Origin of the sequence: Aliiglaciecola sp. LCG003 (assembly GCF_030316135.1) — a bacterium.
Classification (GTDB): domain Bacteria; phylum Pseudomonadota; class Gammaproteobacteria; order Enterobacterales; family Alteromonadaceae; genus Aliiglaciecola.
The window spans coordinates 1,717,783-1,740,959 of record NZ_CP128185.1; the positions used below are offsets into that span (position 1 = coordinate 1,717,783).

25 protein-coding genes and 4 tRNA genes are annotated in these 23,177 nt (G+C 43.4%); 14 read left to right on the forward strand and 15 right to left on the reverse strand.

Annotated features, from left to right (window positions below; genetic code table 11):
• The first annotated feature begins 90 nt into the window (after positions 1 to 90).
• The 4 genes from QR722_RS07255 (at position 91) to QR722_RS07270 (ending at position 743) form a co-directional block, all read left to right on the forward strand.
• Positions 91 to 166: transfer RNA gene (locus QR722_RS07255), tRNA-Ala, on the forward strand.
• Positions 167 to 276: 110 nt separating this feature from the next.
• Positions 277 to 352: transfer RNA gene (locus QR722_RS07260), tRNA-Glu, on the forward strand.
• A 113-nt stretch (positions 353 to 465) separates the two neighbouring features.
• A tRNA-Glu gene (locus QR722_RS07265) sits at positions 466 to 541 on the forward strand.
• Positions 542 to 667: 126 nt separating this feature from the next.
• Positions 668 to 743, forward strand: a tRNA-Glu gene (locus tag QR722_RS07270).
• A gap of 342 nt (positions 744 to 1,085) precedes the next feature.
• Here QR722_RS07270 and QR722_RS07275 read toward each other — a convergent pair.
• Both QR722_RS07275 and QR722_RS07280 read right to left on the reverse strand, forming a co-directional pair.
• Positions 1,086 to 2,759: a sensor histidine kinase gene (locus QR722_RS07275; RefSeq protein ID WP_286286659.1), complete on the reverse strand. Its 1,674-nt coding sequence runs from the start codon at positions 2,757 to 2,759 to the stop codon at positions 1,086 to 1,088.
• Positions 2,760 to 2,768: 9 nt separating this feature from the next.
• A complete protein-coding gene (locus tag QR722_RS07280) occupies positions 2,769 to 3,389 on the reverse strand; it encodes a histidine phosphatase family protein (RefSeq protein WP_286286661.1) in 621 nt (206 codons plus the stop codon).
• 232 nt (positions 3,390 to 3,621) lie between these two features.
• On the opposite strand from QR722_RS07280, the gene QR722_RS07285 reads away from it, so the two are divergent.
• The 7 genes from QR722_RS07285 to QR722_RS07315 all read left to right on the forward strand — a co-directional run bounded on the left by QR722_RS07285 (position 3,622) and on the right by QR722_RS07315 (position 10,160).
• Positions 3,622 to 4,812, forward strand: coding sequence for an IS4 family transposase (locus QR722_RS07285; protein ID WP_286284030.1), 1,191 nt, complete (start codon positions 3,622 to 3,624; stop codon positions 4,810 to 4,812).
• A 193-nt stretch (positions 4,813 to 5,005) separates the two neighbouring features.
• Positions 5,006 to 5,767 (forward strand): YiiX/YebB-like N1pC/P60 family cysteine hydrolase, encoded by a 762-nt coding sequence (locus tag QR722_RS07290; protein ID WP_286286663.1) that lies wholly within the window; start codon positions 5,006 to 5,008, stop codon positions 5,765 to 5,767.
• A gap of 28 nt (positions 5,768 to 5,795) precedes the next feature.
• The gene (locus tag QR722_RS07295) at positions 5,796 to 5,894 is read left to right on the forward strand and encodes a DUF1272 domain-containing protein (protein WP_286286665.1); all 99 of its coding nucleotides are present in this window, start codon (positions 5,796 to 5,798) and stop codon (positions 5,892 to 5,894) included.
• A gap of 206 nt (positions 5,895 to 6,100) precedes the next feature.
• Positions 6,101 to 6,307 (forward strand): DUF1289 domain-containing protein, encoded by a 207-nt coding sequence (locus QR722_RS07300; RefSeq protein WP_286286667.1) that lies wholly within the window; start codon positions 6,101 to 6,103, stop codon positions 6,305 to 6,307.
• A gap of 56 nt (positions 6,308 to 6,363) precedes the next feature.
• Positions 6,364 to 7,290 (forward strand): tRNA-dihydrouridine synthase, encoded by a 927-nt coding sequence (locus tag QR722_RS07305; RefSeq protein WP_286286670.1) that lies wholly within the window; start codon positions 6,364 to 6,366, stop codon positions 7,288 to 7,290.
• 165 nt (positions 7,291 to 7,455) lie between these two features.
• Positions 7,456 to 8,868 (forward strand): amidohydrolase, encoded by a 1,413-nt coding sequence (locus QR722_RS07310; protein WP_286286672.1) that lies wholly within the window; start codon positions 7,456 to 7,458, stop codon positions 8,866 to 8,868.
• A complete protein-coding gene (locus tag QR722_RS07315; protein ID WP_286286674.1) occupies positions 8,865 to 10,160 on the forward strand; it encodes an amidohydrolase family protein in 1,296 nt (431 codons plus the stop codon). Before QR722_RS07310 ends, QR722_RS07315 begins: the two co-directional genes overlap by 4 nt.
• 74 nt (positions 10,161 to 10,234) lie before the next feature.
• On the opposite strand, the gene QR722_RS07320 is transcribed toward QR722_RS07315, so the two are convergent.
• Positions 10,235 to 10,417: a hypothetical protein gene (locus QR722_RS07320; RefSeq protein ID WP_286286676.1), complete on the reverse strand. Its 183-nt coding sequence runs from the start codon at positions 10,415 to 10,417 to the stop codon at positions 10,235 to 10,237.
• A 78-nt stretch (positions 10,418 to 10,495) separates the two neighbouring features.
• Positions 10,496 to 11,116, reverse strand: a complete 621-nt coding sequence (locus QR722_RS07325; protein WP_286287598.1) for an arylesterase — start codon at positions 11,114 to 11,116, stop codon at positions 10,496 to 10,498.
• A 70-nt stretch (positions 11,117 to 11,186) separates the two neighbouring features.
• Here QR722_RS07325 and QR722_RS07330 point away from each other — a divergent pair, with 70 nt between their 5' ends.
• Positions 11,187 to 11,903 carry an ABC transporter ATP-binding protein gene (locus QR722_RS07330; RefSeq protein ID WP_286287600.1) on the forward strand — a complete coding sequence of 239 codons (717 nt, stop codon included), beginning with the start codon at positions 11,187 to 11,189 and terminating at the stop codon, positions 11,901 to 11,903.
• Between the two features lie 2 nt (positions 11,904 to 11,905).
• Complete coding sequence (locus tag QR722_RS07335) at positions 11,906 to 14,422, forward strand: ABC transporter permease (protein ID WP_286286678.1); 2,517 nt, start codon at positions 11,906 to 11,908, stop codon at positions 14,420 to 14,422.
• Positions 14,423 to 14,459: 37 nt separating this feature from the next.
• Here the strand turns inward: QR722_RS07335 and QR722_RS07340 are convergent, their stop codons facing one another.
• Both QR722_RS07340 and folX read right to left on the reverse strand, forming a co-directional pair.
• A complete protein-coding gene (locus QR722_RS07340) occupies positions 14,460 to 15,356 on the reverse strand; it encodes a TIGR01777 family oxidoreductase (protein WP_286287602.1) in 897 nt (298 codons plus the stop codon).
• Between the two features lie 11 nt (positions 15,357 to 15,367).
• A complete protein-coding gene (gene folX, locus QR722_RS07345) occupies positions 15,368 to 15,733 on the reverse strand; it encodes a dihydroneopterin triphosphate 2'-epimerase (RefSeq protein ID WP_286286680.1) in 366 nt (121 codons plus the stop codon).
• 113 nt (positions 15,734 to 15,846) lie between these two features.
• Here folX and QR722_RS07350 point away from each other — a divergent pair, with 113 nt between their 5' ends.
• Positions 15,847 to 16,896 carry an AI-2E family transporter gene (locus QR722_RS07350; RefSeq protein WP_286286682.1) on the forward strand — a complete coding sequence of 350 codons (1,050 nt, stop codon included), beginning with the start codon at positions 15,847 to 15,849 and terminating at the stop codon, positions 16,894 to 16,896.
• A gap of 50 nt (positions 16,897 to 16,946) precedes the next feature.
• Here QR722_RS07350 and QR722_RS07355 read toward each other — a convergent pair whose 3' ends face one another.
• From QR722_RS07355 to trpB, 9 genes are all read right to left on the reverse strand, one after another.
• Entirely contained in the window at positions 16,947 to 18,272 is a 1,326-nt protein-coding gene (locus QR722_RS07355) for an ATP-binding protein (protein WP_286286684.1), read from the reverse strand.
• Positions 18,269 to 18,943 carry a response regulator transcription factor gene (locus tag QR722_RS07360; RefSeq protein ID WP_286286686.1) on the reverse strand — a complete coding sequence of 225 codons (675 nt, stop codon included), beginning with the start codon at positions 18,941 to 18,943 and terminating at the stop codon, positions 18,269 to 18,271. The genes QR722_RS07355 and QR722_RS07360 overlap by 4 nt, the downstream gene beginning before the upstream one ends.
• Positions 18,943 to 19,215: a PepSY domain-containing protein gene (locus QR722_RS07365; protein ID WP_286286687.1), complete on the reverse strand. Its 273-nt coding sequence runs from the start codon at positions 19,213 to 19,215 to the stop codon at positions 18,943 to 18,945. Before QR722_RS07365 ends, QR722_RS07360 begins: the two co-directional genes overlap by 1 nt.
• A 56-nt stretch (positions 19,216 to 19,271) precedes the next feature.
• Positions 19,272 to 19,781, reverse strand: coding sequence for a glycine zipper 2TM domain-containing protein (locus tag QR722_RS07370; protein ID WP_286286689.1), 510 nt, complete (start codon positions 19,779 to 19,781; stop codon positions 19,272 to 19,274).
• Positions 19,782 to 19,866: 85 nt separating this feature from the next.
• Entirely contained in the window at positions 19,867 to 20,367 is a 501-nt protein-coding gene (locus QR722_RS07375; protein WP_286286692.1) for a hypothetical protein, read from the reverse strand.
• 90 nt (positions 20,368 to 20,457) lie between these two features.
• On the reverse strand, positions 20,458 to 20,880 hold the full coding sequence (gene arfB / locus QR722_RS07380; protein ID WP_286286694.1) for an alternative ribosome rescue aminoacyl-tRNA hydrolase ArfB: 423 nt from the start codon (positions 20,878 to 20,880) through the stop codon (positions 20,458 to 20,460).
• A 2-nt stretch (positions 20,881 to 20,882) separates the two neighbouring features.
• Positions 20,883 to 21,182, reverse strand: coding sequence for a YciI family protein (locus QR722_RS07385; RefSeq protein WP_286286696.1), 300 nt, complete (start codon positions 21,180 to 21,182; stop codon positions 20,883 to 20,885).
• A 9-nt stretch (positions 21,183 to 21,191) separates the two neighbouring features.
• Positions 21,192 to 21,998, reverse strand: coding sequence for a tryptophan synthase subunit alpha (gene trpA, locus QR722_RS07390; RefSeq protein ID WP_286286699.1), 807 nt, complete (start codon positions 21,996 to 21,998; stop codon positions 21,192 to 21,194).
• Positions 21,995 to 23,176, reverse strand: coding sequence for a tryptophan synthase subunit beta (gene trpB / locus QR722_RS07395; RefSeq protein ID WP_286286702.1), 1,182 nt, complete (start codon positions 23,174 to 23,176; stop codon positions 21,995 to 21,997). Before trpB ends, trpA begins: the two co-directional genes overlap by 4 nt.
• Position 23,177: the final 1 nt, after the last annotated feature.

Genomic DNA, 23,177 nt, shown 5'->3' on the forward strand with positions numbered 1-23,177 from the left:
CGTTGACATGAAAAGGCTGGATGCCTAGAATGCGCCCCGCTGTCAGGGAATGGTATCTAGCGAAAAGCATAGACCAGTTGACGTAAGCACGGGGCTATAGCTCAGCTGGGAGAGCGCTTGCATGGCATGCAAGAGGTCGGCGGTTCGATCCCGCCTAGCTCCACCATATTTCAAGGATGTTTTATTAGGCCTAGCTAGTAAACCAATAGAGAACAAAATAGATAATAGTGTGTAGTGATTACATATTATTTGTGACGAAAGTCACAGAAGGTTAAAGTCCCCTTCGTCTAGAGGCCTAGGACACCGCCCTTTCACGGCGGTAACAGGGGTTCGAATCCCCTAGGGGACGCCATATTTTGTGTCAGAATATAAAATTGACACTATCTTTGAGTAAGCCTAGTTATCCAAAGATATAATTAGATTTGTGGCCTAGTGTCACAAGCAACGTAAGTTGCGAAGGTTAAAGTCCCCTTCGTCTAGAGGCCTAGGACACCGCCCTTTCACGGCGGTAACAGGGGTTCGAATCCCCTAGGGGACGCCATTTAAAATAACCGCACTTAATTGGGCGGTTTTTTTCAAGTCATATTGGTGTTGTTGATAAGCCTAGTTATCAATGAAACCAAGCAACTTAGCTACTAAGTTGTGAATACCAGTCAGAGAAGGTTTAGTCCCCTTCGTCTAGAGGCCTAGGACACCGCCCTTTCACGGCGGTAACAGGGGTTCGAATCCCCTAGGGGACGCCAAATAAAAAAACCGCACTTTAGTGCGGTTTTTTTATGCCTGTAATAGCATTGTTGGGATTCTCCACTGTAACCTTCACGTGAATTCTTGAATAATATTTATGTGGACTGCATTTACGTGGACAGCCATCGCAACAGGTCAGCCATTTTTACATGGACAGCCATCGTAATAGAACATTAATTGTAATATTACATGGACAGGCATCTTAATAGAACAATTGATTGTTGCAACAGCATTACCCGCAGTCGCTTATCCAGTATGTCCGGTTAAGCCCTATAAATTCGGATATGCAAGATAGGCAGGTTAATAGTTTGTATTCGATGCTAGTGTGATGGCTATTTCTGTTAGATAGTCATTTGCTGATTTAGTTTTGGAATGGTAATGCAAAAGCACAGACCGGGCCCATGGTTTTGGACTATAGTGATATCGCCTTTCAATTGTTGGGTCACCAAATTATAGATGATATGAGTTCCAAGGCCAGTGCCTCCAGCCCCTCGATTGGTAGTGAAGAATGGATTGAAGAATACTTTTTCAACCTCACTGGATATACCTTTGCCGTTGTCACAGTATAGAAGCTTGACCTGATCGGCTAACTCCGTTACTGCAATACTTATAGTTCCGTCGCGGTCATGATTAAAGCCGTGGATCAAACTATTCATTATTAAATTAGTGAAAATTTGAACAAGCGCGCCGGGATAGCTGTTGATAGTGGTTTTCTCTGGACAAGCTACCTTGATTCTGTGACCTTTTTTTATCCGTGGCTTGAGAGACATGAGAATGTCTTCTAAATAGGATTTTAGATTAATATTTCTGATTTCATCAGCCGTGGTATCAACCGCAACCAATTTAAAACTTTTGATCTGTTGGGCAGCTCGTTGAACACTAATGAGTGAAATCCCAAACCTTTTATCGATAGTGTTCAAACCCTCTTTAAGCTCACGTTTGGTCAAGACGTTCTGATCAAAATGGTCAATTATATCCCTAATTTTGTCTTGAATCAGAGTGATGCCAGTTAATGCCGTGCCTATGGGGGTATTGAGTTCATGTGCAATACCGGCAACCAAGCCACCTAACGCGGCCATTTTGTCGTTCTCAATGAGTTTTTTCTGAGTTTGCTGCAACTTTTCCAAGGTGCTAATAAGTTCATCGTTACTCTTTTGTAAGTCTTGGGTTCTAATTGCTACTCGGTCCTCTAATTCGCGATTTAGATTTCGTGCCGTTTCTTCAGCTTTTATACGGCTGCTGACTTCTGACTCTAGCTGTTTAATGGCTTCTGTGACTTGTACGGCGACTAAATTTAAGGTTTTTATTTCATCAGCTTCAATGCTAAGTTTATCGTCGTTTGGCTTACCTTTGATTACTATCTCGCGCAGATAACCGATAAGATATCGCAGCTTCTTCGACAGTCGCGAAGAAAATAAAATAGTTATACTGGTTGAGACAACAATGAGTATTAGGGCTATTAAAATGGAGATATTCGCTGCTTTTTTTAGTTCTTTCCGTTTTTGTATAATAGTGGATTGAATCGATTTTTGAGTGGTTTCGTTTAAACTGAGTAGTTGATTATTCAGCTCGTTAAATAGGAAAGTCGAATCGTTCATGATACCAAACGCCAGTTCTAAATCGACCGAAGCGGTCAGGATCACATTGGTTGTTGTTACTCGGTACCCGACTAGTTTTTCTTTAATCCCCGGAGGAATAAGAGTTGTTAACTTAGGATCAGCAAATTGCGATTCAATAGCATGAATTTTAAGTAAATAGCCTCTTCCCAAATCATAGAATATGCCTTCGTCATTAATAGTGGGAGCGTCCCGCAGGAGTGAAAATATTTGCGTATGGTTAATGGCCAACTGATTCGCAATAGACGTGTATTTATAGGAAGTTTGTTTTTGTTCTATTTGTAAGAATTCAAGAATTTCGTTTTGTTTATCATTGATACGATAAAAAATTCCAATGAGAATTGCGATGGTAAGTAGCGCTATGAGCGGCGCGATCATAAACTTCCACTTAAGAGACATGCAATATCCTTATTTTTTATCTTGCTCTAAATATTGCTGCCATTGGTTGGGTGTTATTCTACCAATATGTCGGTAAGCGTCGCCGGTTGGCTTAAAAATGTGAACAACTCCTTCAGGTTTTGGCCATACTTTAGTTACCTCACGAAGATTCGCTGTGTGTGCGACTAATACAATATTTGAGCCTGTGGGTGGACGTTCCTTTAATTTTGCCGACAAGTACTCGACTAATTGACTTGTTTGTTTTGCATTTTCATTAAATGTTGCTCTGAGTTGACTATCAATCTCCACCTTTTCGAATGCATACGTTGCCGTATCAACACATCTGCAATATGGGCTTGATAATACCTTGGCAACCTTAATATTATATTTCCTAATAGCTTCACCTAGTTTTCGCGACTCCACTATCCCTTGGGCTGATAAGTTACGTTGTTTGCTACAATCTCTTAAATCAGATAAGTCACTATCGGCTTGGCTATGGTCTGTCGCACCGTGACGAACATATAGGATATAACCGCCCTGTTGCAGCATTTTTATCATGCTATCGGTAGTGATTTCTTGCGCTTTAAGTGCAGAACTAAAAAAAATACAATTAGAATAGATGTCATTAGTCTCATGAAATAACCTGCCCAATTTTCTTCACATAGAGTATATGTAATTATAGGCATTATTGCATTGTGTCTAATATAACTAGCTTGAAACTCTGTTTTTTCAATATATTGGATTTTAAAATAGACAGAAATAGAAAGGGTCAGTGTCTGAGGTATCCCCACGAAATAAACAGAGAAGTAATTTAAAATAATTTGGAACATTCACGGTACTTGGTGATCAGATCAATCGCCAAACATCACTAAAGACCAATACCATGAATGAAGTTGTTATTTTGAAGAAGTTCCTTAGAGCTGTCACGCCCAAAATGCATAAAGTTAGACGAGCGTCATTAACGAGTTGTGTGAGCAGTTTGCTAAATGGAGCTAAAGCCAGTGTTACCAGCATGGGACGCGGTATTTCATCTTCAGCATATGAAAAACATCGCATTAAACAAGCGGACCGCTTGTTGTCTAATAAACACATTATTAATGAACAATTACCTATCTATCAAGCCATCTATACGCAATATACGAATGCTTCATCACGCCCTATTATTCTGATTGACTGGTCTGACTTAGATACGCATAAAGGCTGTTTTTTGCTAAGGGCTTCGGTAGCTTTTAATGGCCGAGGAGTGGCTATTTATCAAGAAGTTCATGATATGAGCACGAAAGAAAAACGGTGCACGCACAAGGCGTTTTTAGCAAAATTAAAGACGATTATCGATGACGATGCTAAACCGATAATTGTGACAGATGCTGGCTATAAAACCCCTTGGTTTAAAGAGGTCATTGCTCTGGGGTGGGACTTTGCAGGAAGAGTCCGCAAGCCTATGATGTATGTTAATCAAAAAGAAGACTGGGAGCATACCTCTGAGTTATATAAGCGAGCTACCAGTCAACCTATAGGGTTTACTAGCCATATTTGCCGCAGCCAACCTTTAGCATGTACCTTGGTGTTATTTAAAGGAAAAAGCAAAGGCCGACATAGCTTAACGCAACATAACATTGCCCGCCAATCTAAGTGTTCCAAGGTCCATGCAAGAGGTGCTACAGACCCTTGGTTAATTGCCACATCACTTCCTCGCACCAAAAGTTTAGGTAAAAAAATAGTCGCTATTTATCGACTGCGTATGCAAATTGAAGAAGAGTTTAGAGATATCAAAAGCAGTTTATTTGGATTGGGTTTTGAACACCATAAAAGCCGATGTATACACCGCATTGCAGTACTCATCCTTATCGCTACACTTGCCAGTATTCTGGCCAACATTATAGGTCTAGCAATGTTCACGGCTGGTTTACACCGTCGCTATCAAGCGAACACAGTTAAGGTTAGACGAGTATTATCGTTTCACTATTTAGGATTGAGAGGCTTCGTAGATAAGCATTTCAAATTGCTCAGCGAGCAATTTGAAACTGCGGTATTAAATATCAGAACTATGATAGCAGACAATTTTAATGATTGAATATTCGTGGGGATCCCTCAGGGTCAGTGTCACTTTATATTCATGACATACAGGGACAGGTACGTCTTACGAAAACACCAACGGGATTTTTACGTTTTGGGAATTAGTAAGATCATGGTCTAATTGACAATACTGATTGTGATTGCGGGCTTTTTCGTAATACAGTAATTATAAAATAGTATGGAATTGAACAATGAATCCCCTTAGTTGGCTGGGAGAGCGAATAGCGCTGTATCTACAAAAACCAAGCGGTGGATATCGCAGTCGTTCAACTTGTAGTCCTGATGCGTTGCTGCATACCATTAAAAAAGGTGATGTACTGCTAGTCGATGGAGTGAGTCGGGTAAGTCAAGCTATCAAATACCTGACCCAATCTACATGGTCACATGCGGCGTTATGTATAGCAGATCAATATGGTTGCGAAACCCCTGATATGGCTAAAGTCTTGTTATTGGAAGCTGATGTGGTCGAAGGTGTCAGGATTATTCCATTAAGTGAATATGCAAATCAGGACACCCGCATTTGTCGCCCAGTAGGGTTGCAATCTGATGACATCGATGTCGTCGTTGAACATGCCAAAAGTCAATTAGGTCATCAATATGATACTAAGAACGTATTTGATCTAGCGCGGTATTTAATCCAAACCCCACCTGTACCTGTCAGGTGGAGGCGTAACATGCTATCGCTCGGTAGTGGCGACCCAACTCGAGCTATTTGTTCATCATTGGTTGCACAGGCTTTTCATCGTATTAAATATCCCATATTGCCTGAGGCCATGTGTGCAGATCTTGAGGCACCGGGAAAAATAGAAGTGTTTTTTCAGGTCCGTCACCATACCTTGTTTGTGCCTAGAGATTTTGATATTTCACCTTACTTTCAGATCATAAAGCCGTCTCTTGAGCGCGAGTTTAATCCTTTTAAGTTTGCCTGGCATGATGAGGAAAGCGATGTTTAGCCGCTATACTAAGTGGGTAGGACAGGCGATGTTATTACTTACATCAAATTATGAGTTGTGTGATAAAGATTTAGCTGCGAAGAGCTGTGAGGCAATGATTTGTAGCTATGAGTGCACATTTTGCTAGGCGTGTGTGGATATATTTTTTAAAAAATATATGTCCCAATTGTGGTGGCGGATTTGAGCTTCGACCAGTGAGACCTTTGGTCGCATTGCGTGAAGGTGTGGGCCTGCAGCACCGTCCTTTATCACAGGAAAGGGTCAATACTGGATATTCAAAAAACGAATTCAACAGTTTGTTGAGCACGTCAATGTTTTGCAAGAGGATACGTAGTGAGCGTTTTACCTATAGATAAATCAATTCCATCTCCGTGTATTCGCAATTGCTGTCTTGATCGGCAGGATATATGCGTTGGCTGTTTTCGTTCCATTGATGAAATATTACGTTGGAGTAATGCTTCTTTTAATCAACAACAGCAAATTATGAAAGCTGCAGAATTACGTAAAAATACCCGCAATAAGTCCTCTCAACAGCAATAAGGTTTGCTACAATTCGCCCCCGTATTTTTAGCTGATAAATTGGTCATTGCTACAGTATGAAAATTGTCCTCGCCCCAATGGAAGGTGTTGTTGATCACTTGATGCGCGATATGCTTACTCGCGTAGGAGGTTTTGATCTGTGTGTGACGGAATTTATCCGAGTGGTTGATCAGTTGTTACCGGAAAAGGTTTATTATCGTTTATGCCCAGAGCTTCATCATAATGGGCTAACCCCCTCTGGCGTGCCGGTAAAAGTGCAGTTATTAGGACAAGAGCCAGATTGTTTAGCTGAAAATGCCGTTAGAGCCGTTGAATTAGGCTCTCATGGTGTTGATCTGAATTTTGGATGTCCGGCTAAAACAGTCAACAAAAGTAAAGGTGGAGCGGTGTTACTCAAAGAGCCGGATGCCTTATTCAGTATAGTGTCTGCGGTTAGAAAATCGGTTCCAAAACAGCATCAAGTCACCGCGAAAATGCGTCTGGGTTTCGAAGATAAATCCTTGGCAATTGAAAACGCATTGGCTATTGAATCTGCTGGAGCAGATAGTTTAGTCATCCATGCTCGCACCAAAGTAGAAGGTTATAAACCGCCTGCTTATTGGGATTGGATAGCCAAAATCAAACAACAGACACAAATACCAATCATTGCTAACGGCGAAATTTGGAGTGCCGAAGATGCCATCTTGTGTCAGCAACAGTCGCAATGCGACGACATTATGCTTGGCCGTGGCGCATTAGCCCTGCCTAATTTAGCGCAAGTGATCAAAGAGCAAGCGTCCCCCATGACGTGGGCTCAATTAAAATTGTTGTTGGTTGACTATTCAGGTTATGAAATATTCGGCGATAAAGGTCGTTATTATCCGAATAGAATTAAACAGTGGTTTGGTTATTTACGTCGTCACTATGTAGAAGCCGATCAGATGTTCGATAAAATTTGTAGACTGAAAAGTGCAGATGAAATTGTCGCTGTGTTAAAAAAATAATAGTTTAAGGTGTTGCACATCTGTTTTGTGACAGTCTTTTTGAATTCTATCGAGTGAGCAGGTAATTAATCGTAAAATCCTTTCAACTATTTGCTGAATTTTGCACTATTAGACTAAGCTAACAAGCTTGCGTCTAAAAAAATATAACAAATACGGCAGGGAACAATGAAATTCAACACAACCAACGCGACGCTTTTACTGAGCGCGATAGGAGCACTGTTTTTGGTAGGCTGTGGCAACGAAGAGCAGCCAGAAAAAGCACCTCTAGTTAAAATCGGAAAAAATCCATTTCCAAGCACTTATCAACCAATGGCAAGTCAGCCCACATTCATCACTAATGTAAATATTTTAGATGGTATCGGTGGTTTTATCCAAGGCGGAGCTGTATTGCTAAGCGATGGTAAAATAAAGGCCATTGGTAAATCATTAGATGTACCAGAGAATGCAGTAGTCGTAGACGGACAAGATCAATGGTTGACGCCTGGAATTATAGATGTCCATAGTCATTTGGGCGTTTACGCTACGCCAGACACCGCATCTCATTCTGATGGCAATGAGATGACCAACCCTGTCACCGCACAAGTCTGGGCAGAACATTCGATTTGGCCGCAAGATCCCGGTTTTAGCCGTGCTTTGGCTGGCGGCGTGACCAGTATGCAAATACTGCCAGGCTCCGCGAATTTAGTCGGTGGTCGAGGAGTGACGGTTAAAAATGTTCCGAATCGTACAGTCCAAGATATGAAATTCCCAGGGGCACCCTATGGTCTGAAAATGGCCTGCGGTGAAAATCCTAAAAGAGTGTACGGAGAAAAAGGCGGTCCAGGTACCCGAATGGGTAATGTTGCCGGCTATCGCCAAGCATGGGCTGATGCGCAAGATTACAAACATAAGTGGGATCGCTATTATCGTGAATATGATGCGGGGAAAGATCCCAAAATACCGCAACGGGATCTAAAGCTCGATACCTTGGCAGGTGTTTTAGACGGAGAAATCATTGTTCATATGCATTGTTATCGCGCTGACGATATGGGCACGATGATGGATGTGATGAAAGAGTTTAACTATCAAATTGGCTCATTTCATCATGCTGTCGAGTCGTACAAGATTGCGGATAAATTAGCACAGAATAACGTGTGTTCCTCTATGTGGGCTGACTGGTGGGGCTTCAAAATGGAAGCTTATGACGGTATCAAAGAAAACATTCCAATGGTGCATACCGCTGGTGCTTGCGCAATTGTCCATTCCGACAGTGATCAAGGCATTCAACGTTTAAATCAAGAAGCCGCCAAAGCATGGGCTGACGGAAGGCGTGTTGGATTGGATATTTCTCAGGCTGATGCGTGGCAATGGTTATCGGCTAATCCGGCTAAGTCACTGGGTATTTTTGAGCATACCGGCTCCCTAGAAGTCGGCAAAAATGCAGATGTGGTATTGTGGAGTGCTGATCCATTCTCAACTTATTCAAAAGCACTCAAGGTCTACATAGATGGTGCTTTGGCCTATGATCGTGAAGATCCTAGTAGTATACCCATAAGTGATTTTGAGTTAGGCCAACCCGGTGAAGGAGACAGCAAATGAAAAATTTTATAGGAGTTGTGACGCTGTCATTTGCCGTGCTGCTACCTCATACTTTATTAGCTAAAAACATTGCGATAGTAAACACAACCGTTCACACCATGGGTGATAAAGGCTCATTGGAAAACGCGACTGTGCTAATTCGTGACGGAAAAATTCAGAGCGTATTAACCCAAGCTCCCCCGTTGATTGATTACGAGGTGATTGATGGAGCAGGGAAGGTAGTGACGCCTGGTTTGATTGGTGCATATACTTCTTTAGGCTTAGTGGAAGTTAGCTCATCTGCTGGAACCGTGGATAGTAGCTATGAACTATCCGCCATTTCCAGTACAGGTGCTGCACTGGATGTCTCTTATGCCGTAAATATTCATAGCTCAGCGGTGGGTGTATCGCGGCTCGACGGCATTACCTCTGCAGCGACTAGTATGGCTAGAACGAACACCCTATTTCAAGGTCAAGGTGCCATCATATCTCTTGCCGAGCAAGCCGATCCGGTCCTCAAGCGCGCTGCGTTTATTTCCACTTCGGTTGGAAATGATGGAGCCGATGATACTGGTGGAAGCCGAGCAGCTCTATGGGTCACATTGGAGCAAAGTTTAGCTGAGGCTGAATTTGCGCAAGGTAAAACCTTTACGCCGCAAAGCGACTGGCATGGCGTCAGCACTATTGCCGATGTGAAAGCCTTGCAAGGGGTCATCTCCGGGAAAGTCCCGCTAATGATTGAAGCGCATCGCGCTGCGGATATCTTACAGGTAATAGAATTTAACAAGCGTCATCCGAACTTAAAGGTAGTTCTACTCAAAGCCACAGAGGGCTGGCAAGTTGCAGCCCAATTGGCTGAGGCGGGTATCGCAGTGATCCTCAATCCAGAGTCGAATTTACCTTACGAATTCGATCAATTGGCAGCGACCCTGCAAAATGCGGGTCGTTTACACAAAGCGGGTGTAACTGTGGCGATTGGCATGAATACCCACAATATTCGATTAGCGAAGCAGCATGCTGGAAACGCAGTGTCTCACGGCTTGCCTTGGGAGGCTGGTTTGGCTGCTTTAACGGTTAATCCTGCAAAAATCTATGCAGTGGATGACCGTATAGGAAAAATTGAGCCTGGTATGCAAGCTGATATCGTCATCTGGTCAGGGGATCCACTCGAGGTGACCGAGGTAGCTGAGCACGTCTTTATTGCTGGTGAAGCGATTGAGATGACGTCAAGGCAAACAAAACTAAGGGACCGTTACTTACCTAACAACAAAGACGCTAAGGCCCGTAAGAGTGTGCAATATCGCCATCCTTAGATCCCTCTCCGGCTAACAAAAAAACCGAGCTTCAGCTCGGTTTTTTATATTAACCTTGGCGCTTAATAAACCAGTTACGCTTGCGTATTGATCTGCGAGCCCACTCGGCTATCTGCGGATGGATTATTTTCAGCTGCCGGTTGTTGTTGGCTAGGTGACTCTAATTCAGCCTGTCGCTGTTGTGTTTCAACTTGACGGGCTTGCTGCTGAGGTGCGGCTTGTGCAGCAGCGCTGCTGGTTGAAGAACCTATTTCCATTTCACTGAACCTCTGGTTGAATGTTATTGATAAATAATCGTGTTTGTTAAGCATAGTACAGAAAAATACGCTATGCGATTATTCGATTAAAATTTTACTCAACTGTTGTTGCATAAAGTTCGCAATGATTGGTTGAGCATCCAGATTCGGGTGTATACCATCCCTTTGCATTAAGGCGTTGTCCAAGGCAATATCTTGCATGAAAAACGGAATCAACGGCAGTTGATTATCACTCGCTAGCGCTTGATACATACCAGTAAACATTTGGTTGTATCGGCGACCATAGTTTGTCGGTATTTGCATTTGCTGCACAATTACCGCTACGTTTTGTTGCTTTGCAAGGTCTATCATCGCCTGAAGGTTTTCTCGCATCTTATTTACCGGGTGGCCTTGAAGTCCGTCATTTCCGCCTAATTCAATATATAAGTGAGTGGGACTGTGTTGAGCCAATAGCCGTGGCAGTCTGGCTAAGCCCCCATCGGTGGTTTCACCGCTAATTGCGGCGTTTACAACGATTATACGCTGGTCTTGCCACGCATTTTGTAACAAACTAACCCAACCTTGTTCTTGTTTTAACCCGTATGCAGCGCTTAGGCTATCACCCAGCACTAGCATTTTGGTCGGCTCAGATTGCTCAGATTGCTCAGATTGTTCCGCAGCTAAGTGATCTGAAAAGACCAACAGCGGTATAAACAGCATGATTACTTTTAACAGACGGCTAACGTCTTCTTTAAACCATAAGTACACTATGACAACGACTCCTGAAATAATGATAGAAACCAAACAGATCACCAAAATAGTGAATACGAATGAAGGTGAACTTCAGATCCTTCAACCAATTAGCTTTAAAGTCAAGGCGGGTGAGTCGGTTGCCATTGTGGGTGCGTCCGGCTCCGGCAAATCAACTTTGTTAAGTTTGTTGGCCGGCTTAGACCAAGTCAGCGGCGGTGAAATCTACCTTGATGGTGCCAATTTACACGGCATGAATGAGGAACAACGTGCTCGCTTGAGAGGTGAAAAAGTGGGTTTCATTTTCCAAAGTTTCATGTTGGTGCAGAGTTTAACCGCCTTAGAAAATATTATGCTTCCGGCAGAAATTGCTGGATTAGACAACGCTAAAGCTTTAGGTCAGCAAATCCTTGAGCAAGTTGGCTTAGGCCATCGCGGCAGTCATTATCCCAACCAATTGTCTGGTGGGGAGCAGCAACGAGTAGCGATTGCTCGCGCCTTTATCACTAAACCAAAGATTTTGTTTGCCGATGAACCTACCGGTAATTTAGACGCGGCAAATAGCCATAAGGTTGAAGAACTGCTGTTCGACTTGAATCGTGACTCAGACACTACATTAGTTCTAGTCACTCACGATGCTAATCTAGCTAAAAAATGTCAGCGACAGTTACAGATGCAGGCCGGGAGTTTACAGGAAATTACAGCCTCGGATGATCTTACCGATGAAACGACTCCAGCAAAACAACAGGTTGGCTAAAGATGAATAATGCATTTAATCTTGCTTGGCGATTATTCAAACACGAGGCTAAACGAGGTGAGTTAACTATCATTTTGTTCGCCATCATACTGTCGGTTGCATCTGTGCTATCTCTTTCACTATTTAGTGAACGATTACAAGGGGCGCTGACTGACCAAACTGCTGAATTTATAGCTGCCGACAGATTACTTGATGCTGACAAGCCCGTTGATCCTAGTTGGATTGAAAAAGCCCAACAAATGGGATTACAAACCACTCAGCAAGTTTATGCTCGCTCAATGGTGTTTGCTAACCAACAAATGACACTGACCAGTCTTAGAGCAGCAGATCAAGGTTATCCACTTAAAGGTGAGTTGAAGGTATCCTTACAACTCTTTGATTTAGGTCAAGCTAGTAAAGAATTACCTGCAAGGGGTGAAGCATGGGCGGAGTCTCGGCTATTTCAAACTCTGGGTCTGTCGATTGGTGATGAAATTGAAGTGGGTGACCAGGCATTTAAACTCACCAAGGTGATCACTTCCGTACCCGACTCAGGCTTTAGCGTATTTGGCGGTAATCCTAAGGTCCTTATAAATTTTGCAGATCTAGCTGCCACCAATATTACTGGTCCAGGCAGCCGCGTCACCTATACCTACTTTTTCGTCGGGGATACTAGTGTACTAAACCAGTATTATGACTGGCTACAACCAAAACTTGATAGGGAATTACATAAGTGGATGTCTGTCGAGGATGATGATTCACCCATAGGGCGCTCTGTGGGAAAAGCAGAACAATATTTTTTACTCGCTAGTTTACTTGCCATTGTGCTCGCCGCTGTTTCTATAGCGGTTGCAGCTCAGCGCTACAGCCAACGTCATTATGATCCTGTTGCCATAATGAAAACCTTGGGCGCGAGTAAACAAATGGTGCAACGAGTTTATCTCTATCAAATTTCATTTATCACCCTATTGGGTATCGTGCTTGGCACGATAGCGGGCTTGATAATTCAACAACTGGTGGTAACTGCAATAGCAGATCAAGTGACCGTATCGATGGATGTTTGGCATTGGCGTCCACTGTTAATCGCCATTTTTACGGGAGTAGTGTGCGCTGTGCTGTTCTCCTTATATCCCTTACTAAAACTGTTCTCCGTCCCGCCTCTGAGGGTGCTACGACGAGATTTAGGCGCGAATATGAGTTCTCGCCTGGTGCAATTTGGCGCAACCGGATCGGCCATTTTATTACTTATGTGGGCGTATAGTCAGAATCTCAAAATAAGCTTGATCCTGTTTGTGTCAGGGATCATCTTGGTGGCCGCGTTATTGCTAATAACTTACCTTCTGATTGGGGTCGGGCGCAAGTTAGGTCAGGGTAAAATGGGAGCTTGGCAGCTTGCTTGGGCGCGGATAAAACGTCGCGCCATGGATAACAGTGTTCAGCTCATCAGCTTTTCCATCACTATCATGTTGTTATTAGTGGTGTTAGTGATGCGCAATGACATGGTGTCTCAATGGCGAGATCAACTGCCCCAAGGCACGCCTAATTATTTTCTAACCAATATCACTGAACAACAAAAACCAGATTTAATTAGTCACTTCCAAGAAGATGGGGTAGAGACCGGAACATTCTTCCCAGTCGTGCGGGCACGCTTTGTGGCGATAAACAGTGACAAGATCCGCACCGCGGTAAGTAAAGAAGACGAAGATCAGCAAGATCAGGGGCGCAATGGTCTAGGTCGGGAAGCGAATCTCACATGGAGCGATACCCTTCAAAATGAGAATCGTATTGTTCAGGGTGAATGGTTTAAAGACGGACCTCCCGCTGAGCCTTACGGCGTGTCTGTGGAAGAGCGATTAGCCGAACGTTTAGGCATAGCGCTTGGTGATACTTTAACCTTCAATATTGGTAGTGAGGTAGTCGATGTAAAAGTGACCAGTATGCGCGAGGTAAATTGGCAAAGCATGCAACCTAATTTCTTTTTCGTGTTGCAGCCAGAGGTGATGGCATCGTATCTACCCACCTATATCACTAGTTTTCATTTACCCACAGAACAAAAAGCGCAGATTGCCGAATTGATGCGACCTTTCGCCAGCGTGACCTTGTTTGATGTGGATGCACGAATTAATCAATTACGAGAAATTGTCGATCAAGTGTCCTTAGCTGTTGAGTTTATCTTAGTGTTGGTGCTGATCGCTGGAGCTCTGGTACTGATTGCACAAGTGCAAGCTAGTATGGATGAGCGGCAACAGGAGTTGGCCATCCTTCGCACACTGGGCGCCAAGGGCAGTATGATCCGAGCTAGTGTGATATACGAGTTTGTTATTATAGGGGGGGTAGCCGGTGCCATGGCCGCTTTTGCTAACGAACTAACCTTATATTTGTTGCAGACTCAAGTCTTCCAGATGGAGGCCAAAATTCACTTAGAATATTGGCTGCTAGCGCCGCTAGTGGGTGCCACTGTGGTGGGCATACTGGGTGCGGCAGGGTGTTGGCGTTTGTTAACTCTCAATACCAGTCAATTACTACGTAAAATGGTATAAGCACGCTAGTTGGAAATGTAAAACTTAATAGCCTAGCTCAAAGCGCTAGGCTATTTAATGCATCGTCAATATCGTTATAAATAAATGTAAAACCATCCTCGGTTAATCGAGTAGGCAACACATTCTGCCCGTAAATCAACAAGTCGGCCATTTCACCCATCAGTAGTTTCAATATTATTGGCGGAGTAGAAATCACGCTGGGGCGGTTGATCGCACTGGCCAATGCATAGGAAAATTGCTTGTTGGTTACAGGGACTGGAGCCGTAAAGTTATACACCCCTTTACATTTTTGGTGTTCCAGTAGAAACAGTATGCCATCCACCATATCGTCAATGTGGATCCAAGACATATAATGCTCTCCTGATCCGATAGGCCCGCCCAAGCCAAATTTAAACGGTAATACCATCTTATTTAAAGCGCCGCCATTGCTGGCGAGTACTATCCCTGTTCGCAATATACATACCCGGCTAGAGGCTTGAGCTCTTAGGGCGATATCTTCCCAAGTCTTACATAGCCTATGGCTAAACTCGTCATAAGGCGCAGAGAATGTCTCATCAATAGGGGTTTGATCTTGTCTACCGTAAAAACCAACGGCGGAGCCGCTTATAAATACCTCGGGAGGACTTTCACTGGCGTTTATCAAAGTCACTAATTCTTCGGTAATACTCCAACGACTTTGCTCTAGTTTGCGCTTTTGTGAATCACTCCAGCGTTTATTGACAATGGGCTCACCGGCAAGATTGATCACTGCCTGATATTCATCAAGGTTCTCAAGCTGGCTCAAGTCTTTGATAAGTGCGATGCCTTCAGGCAATTGGGCCTTAGCCGATTCCAACGAACGTGTGAGGACGGTGATAGTATGATTGTGAGTTAACAATCTTGGAATTAATGTAGAGCCGATTAAACCGGTTCCTCCGGTAATAAGTATGTTCAACATGTTTTAATTTACTCTTTTGAGCAAGAAAGACACAAGGACACTGAATCAGAAAAGCGCAGTGCGTGGGGTTTATCAACTTCGGCTTCTGCATAGGTTACCCAAGGATGTTCAGCGGCAATTGCCAGCACATCGGAGGTAAGTTTTTCAAGTAGCGAAAAGCGATTATCTTCTACTAATTTAATGATCCGCTTAGTGATTGTTTTGTAATTTAGAGCATCTTGCATATCATCTGAGTCGGTTGCATGACTTGCGTTGTAGGTGATTTTCACATTGACCACTACGTCTTGCTTATTAAGTATTTCATCTTCATTTATGCCGATATAAGTGCGCAATCGCAGGTTTTTGATACGTATGGTGGCTGAATTCAACTTCATTTATAGCATTCCCTTAATTTTAGTAAGTAAACTGTGTTGTTGGTTAGTTTTCATTGGCTTACATTTCTGTTAATTTGTCACTTTGTTGTTGTTCAAATTTGTGAATATACTATATGGAAATTAAGTCACCAACTGCGGTGAAAGCCTTACTGGTCTTAGCCAGTTTGGTTATAGTGCTTGCGGGCATTAAAGCTGCTAGCGCTATCGTTGTTCCCTTCTTGTTATCAGTCTTTATCGCTATGGCATGCAACCCGATTATAAATTGGGCCAGCCGTTATAAAATCCCTCGTTGGCTATCTGTTATATCAGTAATACTGTTAATTGTAATATTTGGATTCATGTTAGCAGGTCTTGTGGGTAACTCTATGGCTGAATTTCGCCAAAATCTGCCCAATTATAAGCAACAATTAAGCGGAGAATTGGTTTGGGTGACCACAAAATTAGAAAGCACTTTTAACATTGAAGTAAACAGTGAATTGTTAGTTTCCTATTTAGATCCGGCTATTGCAATGAATATGGCGACTAATCTTCTTACCAGTCTTGGTGGAGTTTTAACCAATTTTCTACTGATATTATTAACCGTAGTATTTATGTTATTTGAGGCTGAATCCGTGCCTAAAAAAATCCATATTGCGCTGGATGATCCGTCGATGAAAATCCGCCAAGTGGATAAGTTTTTACTTTCAGTTAAAAATTATTTAGTCATCAAAACCGTTGTGAGTATAGCCACTGGGGGAGTTATAGGGCTGTGGTTGTATTTCCTTGGTGTTGATCATTTCCTATTGTGGGCAGTTTTAGCTTTTTTACTCAATTTTATTCCCAATATTGGTTCTATTATCGCTGCCGTGCCTGCGGTTTTATTGGCTTTTGTACAATTAGGTCCTGGAATTGCTGGGTTAGTAGCATTAGGCTATGTGGTCAGTAATACTGTTATGGGTAATGTGATAGAGCCTAGATTTATGGGCCGTGGTTTAGGTCTGTCGACCTTAGTCGTGTTTTTATCATTGATTTTTTGGGGATGGTTGTTGGGGACAGTGGGAATGTTGCTGTCGGTACCACTTACCATGATCGTCAAAATTGCCTTGGAGTCGAATCAAGATACTCAATGGATCGCATTACTACTTGATAGTGAAGACAACGTCGAAGCCCGTCAAGATGCCTAAGGGCAATACAATAGCAAGCGTTTGCCTCGTTCAGGGGAAGCGCCTCAGTATTAGCCTTGGTGAACCGGGAAGGTGAGTGCTATTGAAGCGCCGCCAAGGGGGGAGTTGGCAATAGTCAAGCTGCCGTTGTAGGCGCTGACCAAATCTGTCACCAATGCCAAGCCTATACCTTGGCCTTCAATGTAACTGTCCAAGCGAGTGCCTCGTTGTAACAAGGCTTCTCGATGCTCTGGGGCTATGCCCGGACCGTCATCATCAATCACGATGCGCAGAAGCAAATTTGTCTGGCTAGCGTTAATTGAAACCTTATGGGTAGCTGCTTTGCAGGCGTTATCTAGTAAGTTTCCAAGCATCTCCATAAGGTCTGTCTTGTCGCCGTGAAATGCACAGCCCTCAGCGACACCCACGGATAAATGTAACGCCTTAGCCGCATGGACCTTGAGCATCGCATTGTGTAGTTTAGCTACAATAGGTGCGACCTCAATAGCCTGTTCCCAGCCGCTGCCAGTGCCCGCTACAGCCCGTTTCAGTTGCCGTTGAATAATGTTGTCAATCTGCTTCAGCGGCTCTAGGGTGGATTTGGGCAGTTGTTCATTGCCTAGCAATACTGCTAATGGCGTTTTTAGGCTATGAGCTAAATCACTCAAACTGTTTTTGTAGCGACTTCGTTGCTGTTGCTCGGTATTAAGTAGGTGATTAATACTGCTTTTTAGTTTTTCTAGTTCTGGAGGGTAGGGATTAGTAATCCGCTCGATTTGGCCTTGTTCGGCTTGTTTGATTTGCTCAATCAAGGTATTGATTGGGCTTAGCGCCATATTCATACTGATCAATAACAGTATCAACAATAATAAGCCTATGAAGCCCAACCAGTACCATAATGTATTAGCGAAAGTTTGACGTTCTTTATCAAACATACGCTTATCTTGAATGATAAAGAAACTGACGGGGACAAAGTCGTGTTTTTTTTCAAATTCTGCGGTATATGAAAACAAAAAATAGTCCGACACCAAATGGTAATTTTGAATAAACACCTCTTGGCCAATATCTGCTACCTTCAGCTCAGGCTGTTGGATCCAATTTAACGTAGACAAGGATTGCCAGACGGTTTCCCCATCGATTTTAATAAATGCATATAAGCCTGAGCCGGGTATATTTAATCTGTCGTTGAATAATTGTTCAGGCATGTCAGGTTGCCCATCGATCATTTCGAACTCTGCTATCAGGGTTAGACTCTGCACTCTAAGTTGCTCAAGCATAGATTGACTAAGACTATTGGTATAAGCCTGTTCTAGGGTAATGACAGTTAAAGGAATGAAAAGCAAAAGTGCCACTAGGGTGGCGGCAAAACTGCGTAAGCGTAGCGATAACTTGATCATAGTTCTCGATTAATTCGGTAGCCTCGGCCCCTTAATGTTTCGATGGGCTTGAAATGCCCATCAGGATCAAGCTTCTTGCGTAAGCGTCCAACAAAGACTTCAATAACATTGCTATCTAAATCAAAATCTTGATCGTAAATGTGCTCGGTTAATTCAGTTTTTGACACGATTTTTTGCGGATTGAGCAGCAAATACTCCAACACTTTATATTCGTATGCGGTGAGATCTAGCGGATTACCCGACACAGTTACCTCTTCAGCTGTGGTATCTAATACTATGGGTCCTTTTTCAATCAACGGATTGGCTTGTCCTGCTGCTCGACGAATAAGGGCTTTAGCCCGCGCCAGCAATTCTTCATTATGGAAGGGTTTAGTGAGGTAATCGTCAGCGCCTGCCTCTAATCCTTCAACTTTTTCTTGCCAGCGATCGCGGGCGGTAAGAATGAGTATTGGGCAGGTTACCTTGTTTTTTCGCGCTTGCTGAATCACCTCAAAACCGTCCATAATGGGCAGGCCAATATCAATTATTGCCAAGTCATAAGGGTATTCATTGAGGAAATAGCTAGCCTTTTTTCCGTCATCTGCTAAATCAACACTGTAGCCATTATGCTGCAATAGTTGATCTAGTTGGGTGAGTAAGCGACTGTCATCCTCTACCACCAAAATACGCATTATTTATCCTTACTACGTTGTTTGGTTACTTGCCCTGAACGCTTATCAACATCAACAGTGACCACCCGTCCGGACTTTTGTAACACTTTAACTTTGTATTTTGTTTTACTTTGATCCACCCTCAACACTCTACCTTTGGCTTGTTGTTGGGCCTTTTGCACGGCTTGTGCTTTGTCGATTTCTGCATTACCGTTATTTTGAGCAGACACCTGGCCTGCAAATAGCAATGTCAGCAGTAATAAGAAAACATGTAAAGCCCATTTAGCCTGCATAATCAAAATTCTGTCCCAAAAATTAAATTGGCGTTTGTAATCAAATCTGATGATTTCTACCCAAGAGGTGGAACTCTAACACGTACCTTAATTTTGTCACCAGGATGATGCTGCATAAAGGTTTCATAAGCCTCACCGTGATAGCGGTATTTTACGTCATATCCTTTGATTTTTCTTACTTTTTTATTTGACTGGTAAACTGTCTCGCAACGTTCGACTATTTGGCTATTGTGATGGTCATGGTAGCCGCTGCTGCCGATTATTCCACCGACAAGGGCACCAGCAACTGTACTGGCACGGTTATCTCCAATGATATTGCCGATTGCACCACCAATTACCGCGCCCGTAAGAGTCGAGCCGGTCCGGTGGCCAGAGTGTCTATTAGCATGTCGGCTTCTACGTTCAATGGGATAACATTGCTGCTGAGGCTGAGACACATAAACATAATGGTAGACTGGTTTTGCCTTTACCACTTTAGCGTAATCATAGTAGCTTTGAGCAATCGCACTGCCAGTTGATAATCCTAGGGCAATAACAGCAAAGCTAATCAGTTTAAGTTTGTGCATGACATCTCTCCTTGTTAAGACTAGATGCCATCTTAGGTGAGAGAATCTGAACTTTAGCTGAATTGTTCGTTAATCAAAAGGTGGTTTAAGCGTTAGCTGCGAGCATATGGTTTTTTTGCAGTGGGTTGATGCAAGTGGCAGAAATAGATTTGTTTTTGTTGCTTGTATATATATGGACTTGTAAATCGACATTCTTAAGTTGGTGCCATAAATCGATATTATCTGCTTTGGGACAAATAACCTGTTGTAAATACCGTTGCTGGACATCTGAGGCCAAGTCGAGTTTTTCCGGAATTTGAATATAGGCATTCACTTCACCGAATTTGGCATCCGCACCTTTATAGTGCCAACTCCCCACGCTAAATGCAGTATAGAACGTGCGATCTACTGTTGATAAGGTTGTCTTAGGAACAATATAGGTATCTGTATCGGCAAATCGAACTATGTCGAGGTTAAGCACCTGAGAACAGGCTGACAATACTAATAATGCAGCACACAGCAGAGTGAGTTGTTTGCGCCAACGGAATATACCATGTCGAATGCCTGTCACGTTTTCAAGCCTTTCAAATCCTGTGTAAGTACGCATCGGCTGAATTTACAAAAACTTGAGAGCTAACGGCGTTATTTATCGATATTTTTTAAGTTGCAAGACGTGAGATAGATAGAGTAACGGTTGTTACTCTAAATCAACTTTTCTGCGCATAGTTTTTATTTTGGCTTGTTTCTTTTTACCTTCGACCCGACGTATTTGTGACGATTTTGTCGGTTTGGTGGCACGCCGAGGTTTGGGCTTTTCACCGGCCTTTTGGATGATTTCTAATAATCGCGCAATCGCGTCCTCTTTATTCTGTTCCTGAGTGCGGTAACTCTGGGCTTTGATAATCAACACGCCATCATTGGTTAAGCGACTATCACGGCTGCTAAGTAAAGCCTCTTTATAGTGTTCGGGTAATGATGAAGCTTGTATATCGAAGCGTAAATGGATCGCACTAGATACTTTATTAACATTCTGACCACCCGCACCTTGGGCGCGGATGGCTGTCATATCAAATTCGTCTTCAGCAATACTCACATAAGGCGTGATGCTTAGATTAGCCATAGTTAAGGTAGCACCTTCTTGTAGGGTTTAACTGTGACTTTAGCATAAACGCCTGCAGTGATGTACGGATCTGTGTCGGCCCACAATTGTGCTTCGGCTAAGCTGTCAAACTCTGCCACTATTAATGAGCCGGTGAAACCCGCTTCACCGGGATCTTCGTTATCGATAGCTGGGCAAGGGCCGGCTAACACCAATCGACCTGCGGTCTTAAGTGCTTCCACACGCTGTAAATGAGCCGGACGGGATTGTTTGCGAAGCGGTAGGCTATTCTGTACATCTTCTGAATAAATAATGTATAGCATTAACTGTCCTTATTTATGCGTAGCGGCTTTCATCTGCTGAACAAACTCGCCTAATTCTTTTAACATTTTGCTGGGTTGGTCTAGGTTCTCTGCAATGATATTAACCGTTGCCGAGCCTGATATAGCACCTGCGGCACCAGCTTTAATCGCCTCTGCAACTTGCGCTGGTTGAGATATACCAAACCCCAGCAGTGGGGGAGCCACTTCATAGCGGGTTAACTTACTGATTAACTCATCAGCAGGTATCGTGGCGGCAGTTTCTGCGCCGGTTACACCCGCACGGCCAAGTAAATAGGTATATCCTTGGGATTTTTGACCAATCTCGGCAAGAGTTTCATCACTTGCATTAGGCGGTGCAATCAAGATTTGTTGAATACCATTTGCTTTGGCCGCCGCAATGAACGGATCGGCTTCACGTAAAGGCACATCAGCAATCAAGATTGAATCAACACCTGACTCGGCTGCCAAGTGATAAAAATTCGGTAGGCCTTTTCTGACGACTAAATTGCTATATAACAAGAGGCCAATTGGTATATCTTCGAACTGTTGGCGAATTTGCTTGATCACGTCAAAACAATCCGCAGGAGTGATTTTGTTTGCTAAGGCACGGATACTGGCATTTTGGATAGTAGTGCCATCCGCAATAGGATCAGAATACGGAATACCCAGCTCTAACGCATCTGCGCCATTTTCAACTAACGTTTTGATAATGTTGAACGAAGTTTGTTTATCCGGATCACCTAACATTACAAAGGGGACGAAAGCTCCTTGGTTGTCAGCCTTTAATTTTTCAAACATGTTGGCATAACGGCTCATTGCTGATCTCCTAGAATGCTATGTACGTGGGCAAGATCTTTGTCTCCACGACCGGATAAATTTAGCACGATAATTGTGCCATCTTCTGCTTCTTCTGCCATATCAATGGCATAGGCTAAACCATGTGCTGACTCTAGGGCAGGGATAATACCTTCCTTGCGAGCTAATAACTGAAACGCATTTAATGCTTCCGTATCTGTAACGGCGACATACTCTGCGCGGCCAATATCATGCAAGTATGCATGTTGGGGACCTACAGCAGGGTAGTCAAGTCCAGCTGAAACAGAGTAAGACTCTTCGATCTGTCCGTCAGCATCTTGCATGATATAACTATAGGCACCGTGTAATATACCTTTGCTACCGGTACAAATAGCTGCACCATGTTCGGCGGTATGCAGACCTTTACCCGCCGGCTCTACGCCGATTAAGCGCACACTGGGCTCGTCAATAAAATCGGCAAACATACCGATAGCATTAGAGCCGCCACCCACACAGGCCACTACTGCATCAGGCAAACGGCCTTCTTTTTCCATTATCTGTGCACGGGTTTCTTCACCGATCATGCGATGAAATTCGCGTACAATAGTTGGGAAAGGGTGAGGACCGGCAGCGGTACCCAACAAATAATGTGCTTTGTCATAATTGGCTGACCAATCGCGCATGGCTTCATTTACTGCATCTTTCAATGTGCCAGAGCCTGCGGTGACAGGAATTACTTCAGCTCCCATCAAACGCATTCTAAATACATTTGGCGCTTGTCGTTCGACATCTTTCGCACCCATGTAAATTCTGGCTTTTAACCCCATCAAAGCACAGGCAAGTGCTGTGGCTACACCGTGTTGGCCCGCGCCGGTTTCGGCGATGACTTCTGTCTTACCCATGCGTTTGGTTAGCAATGCCTGTCCAAGTACTTGATTGGTTTTGTGCGCACCACCGTGGAGCAGATCTTCACGTTTAAGGTACAATTTAACCTTCGGGTTATTAACTAGATTGCGACTTAAGGTCATAGCCGTTGGACGGCCAGCATAATCTTTCAACAATCCCATGAATTCTGCTTGAAAATCTGGGTCTTGTTGAGCATCAATAAAGGCTTGTTCTAATTGATCCAAGGCTGGGATCAAAAGCTCAGGTACGTACATACCCCCGTAGTCACCAAATTTACTTGATAAGTTATTCATC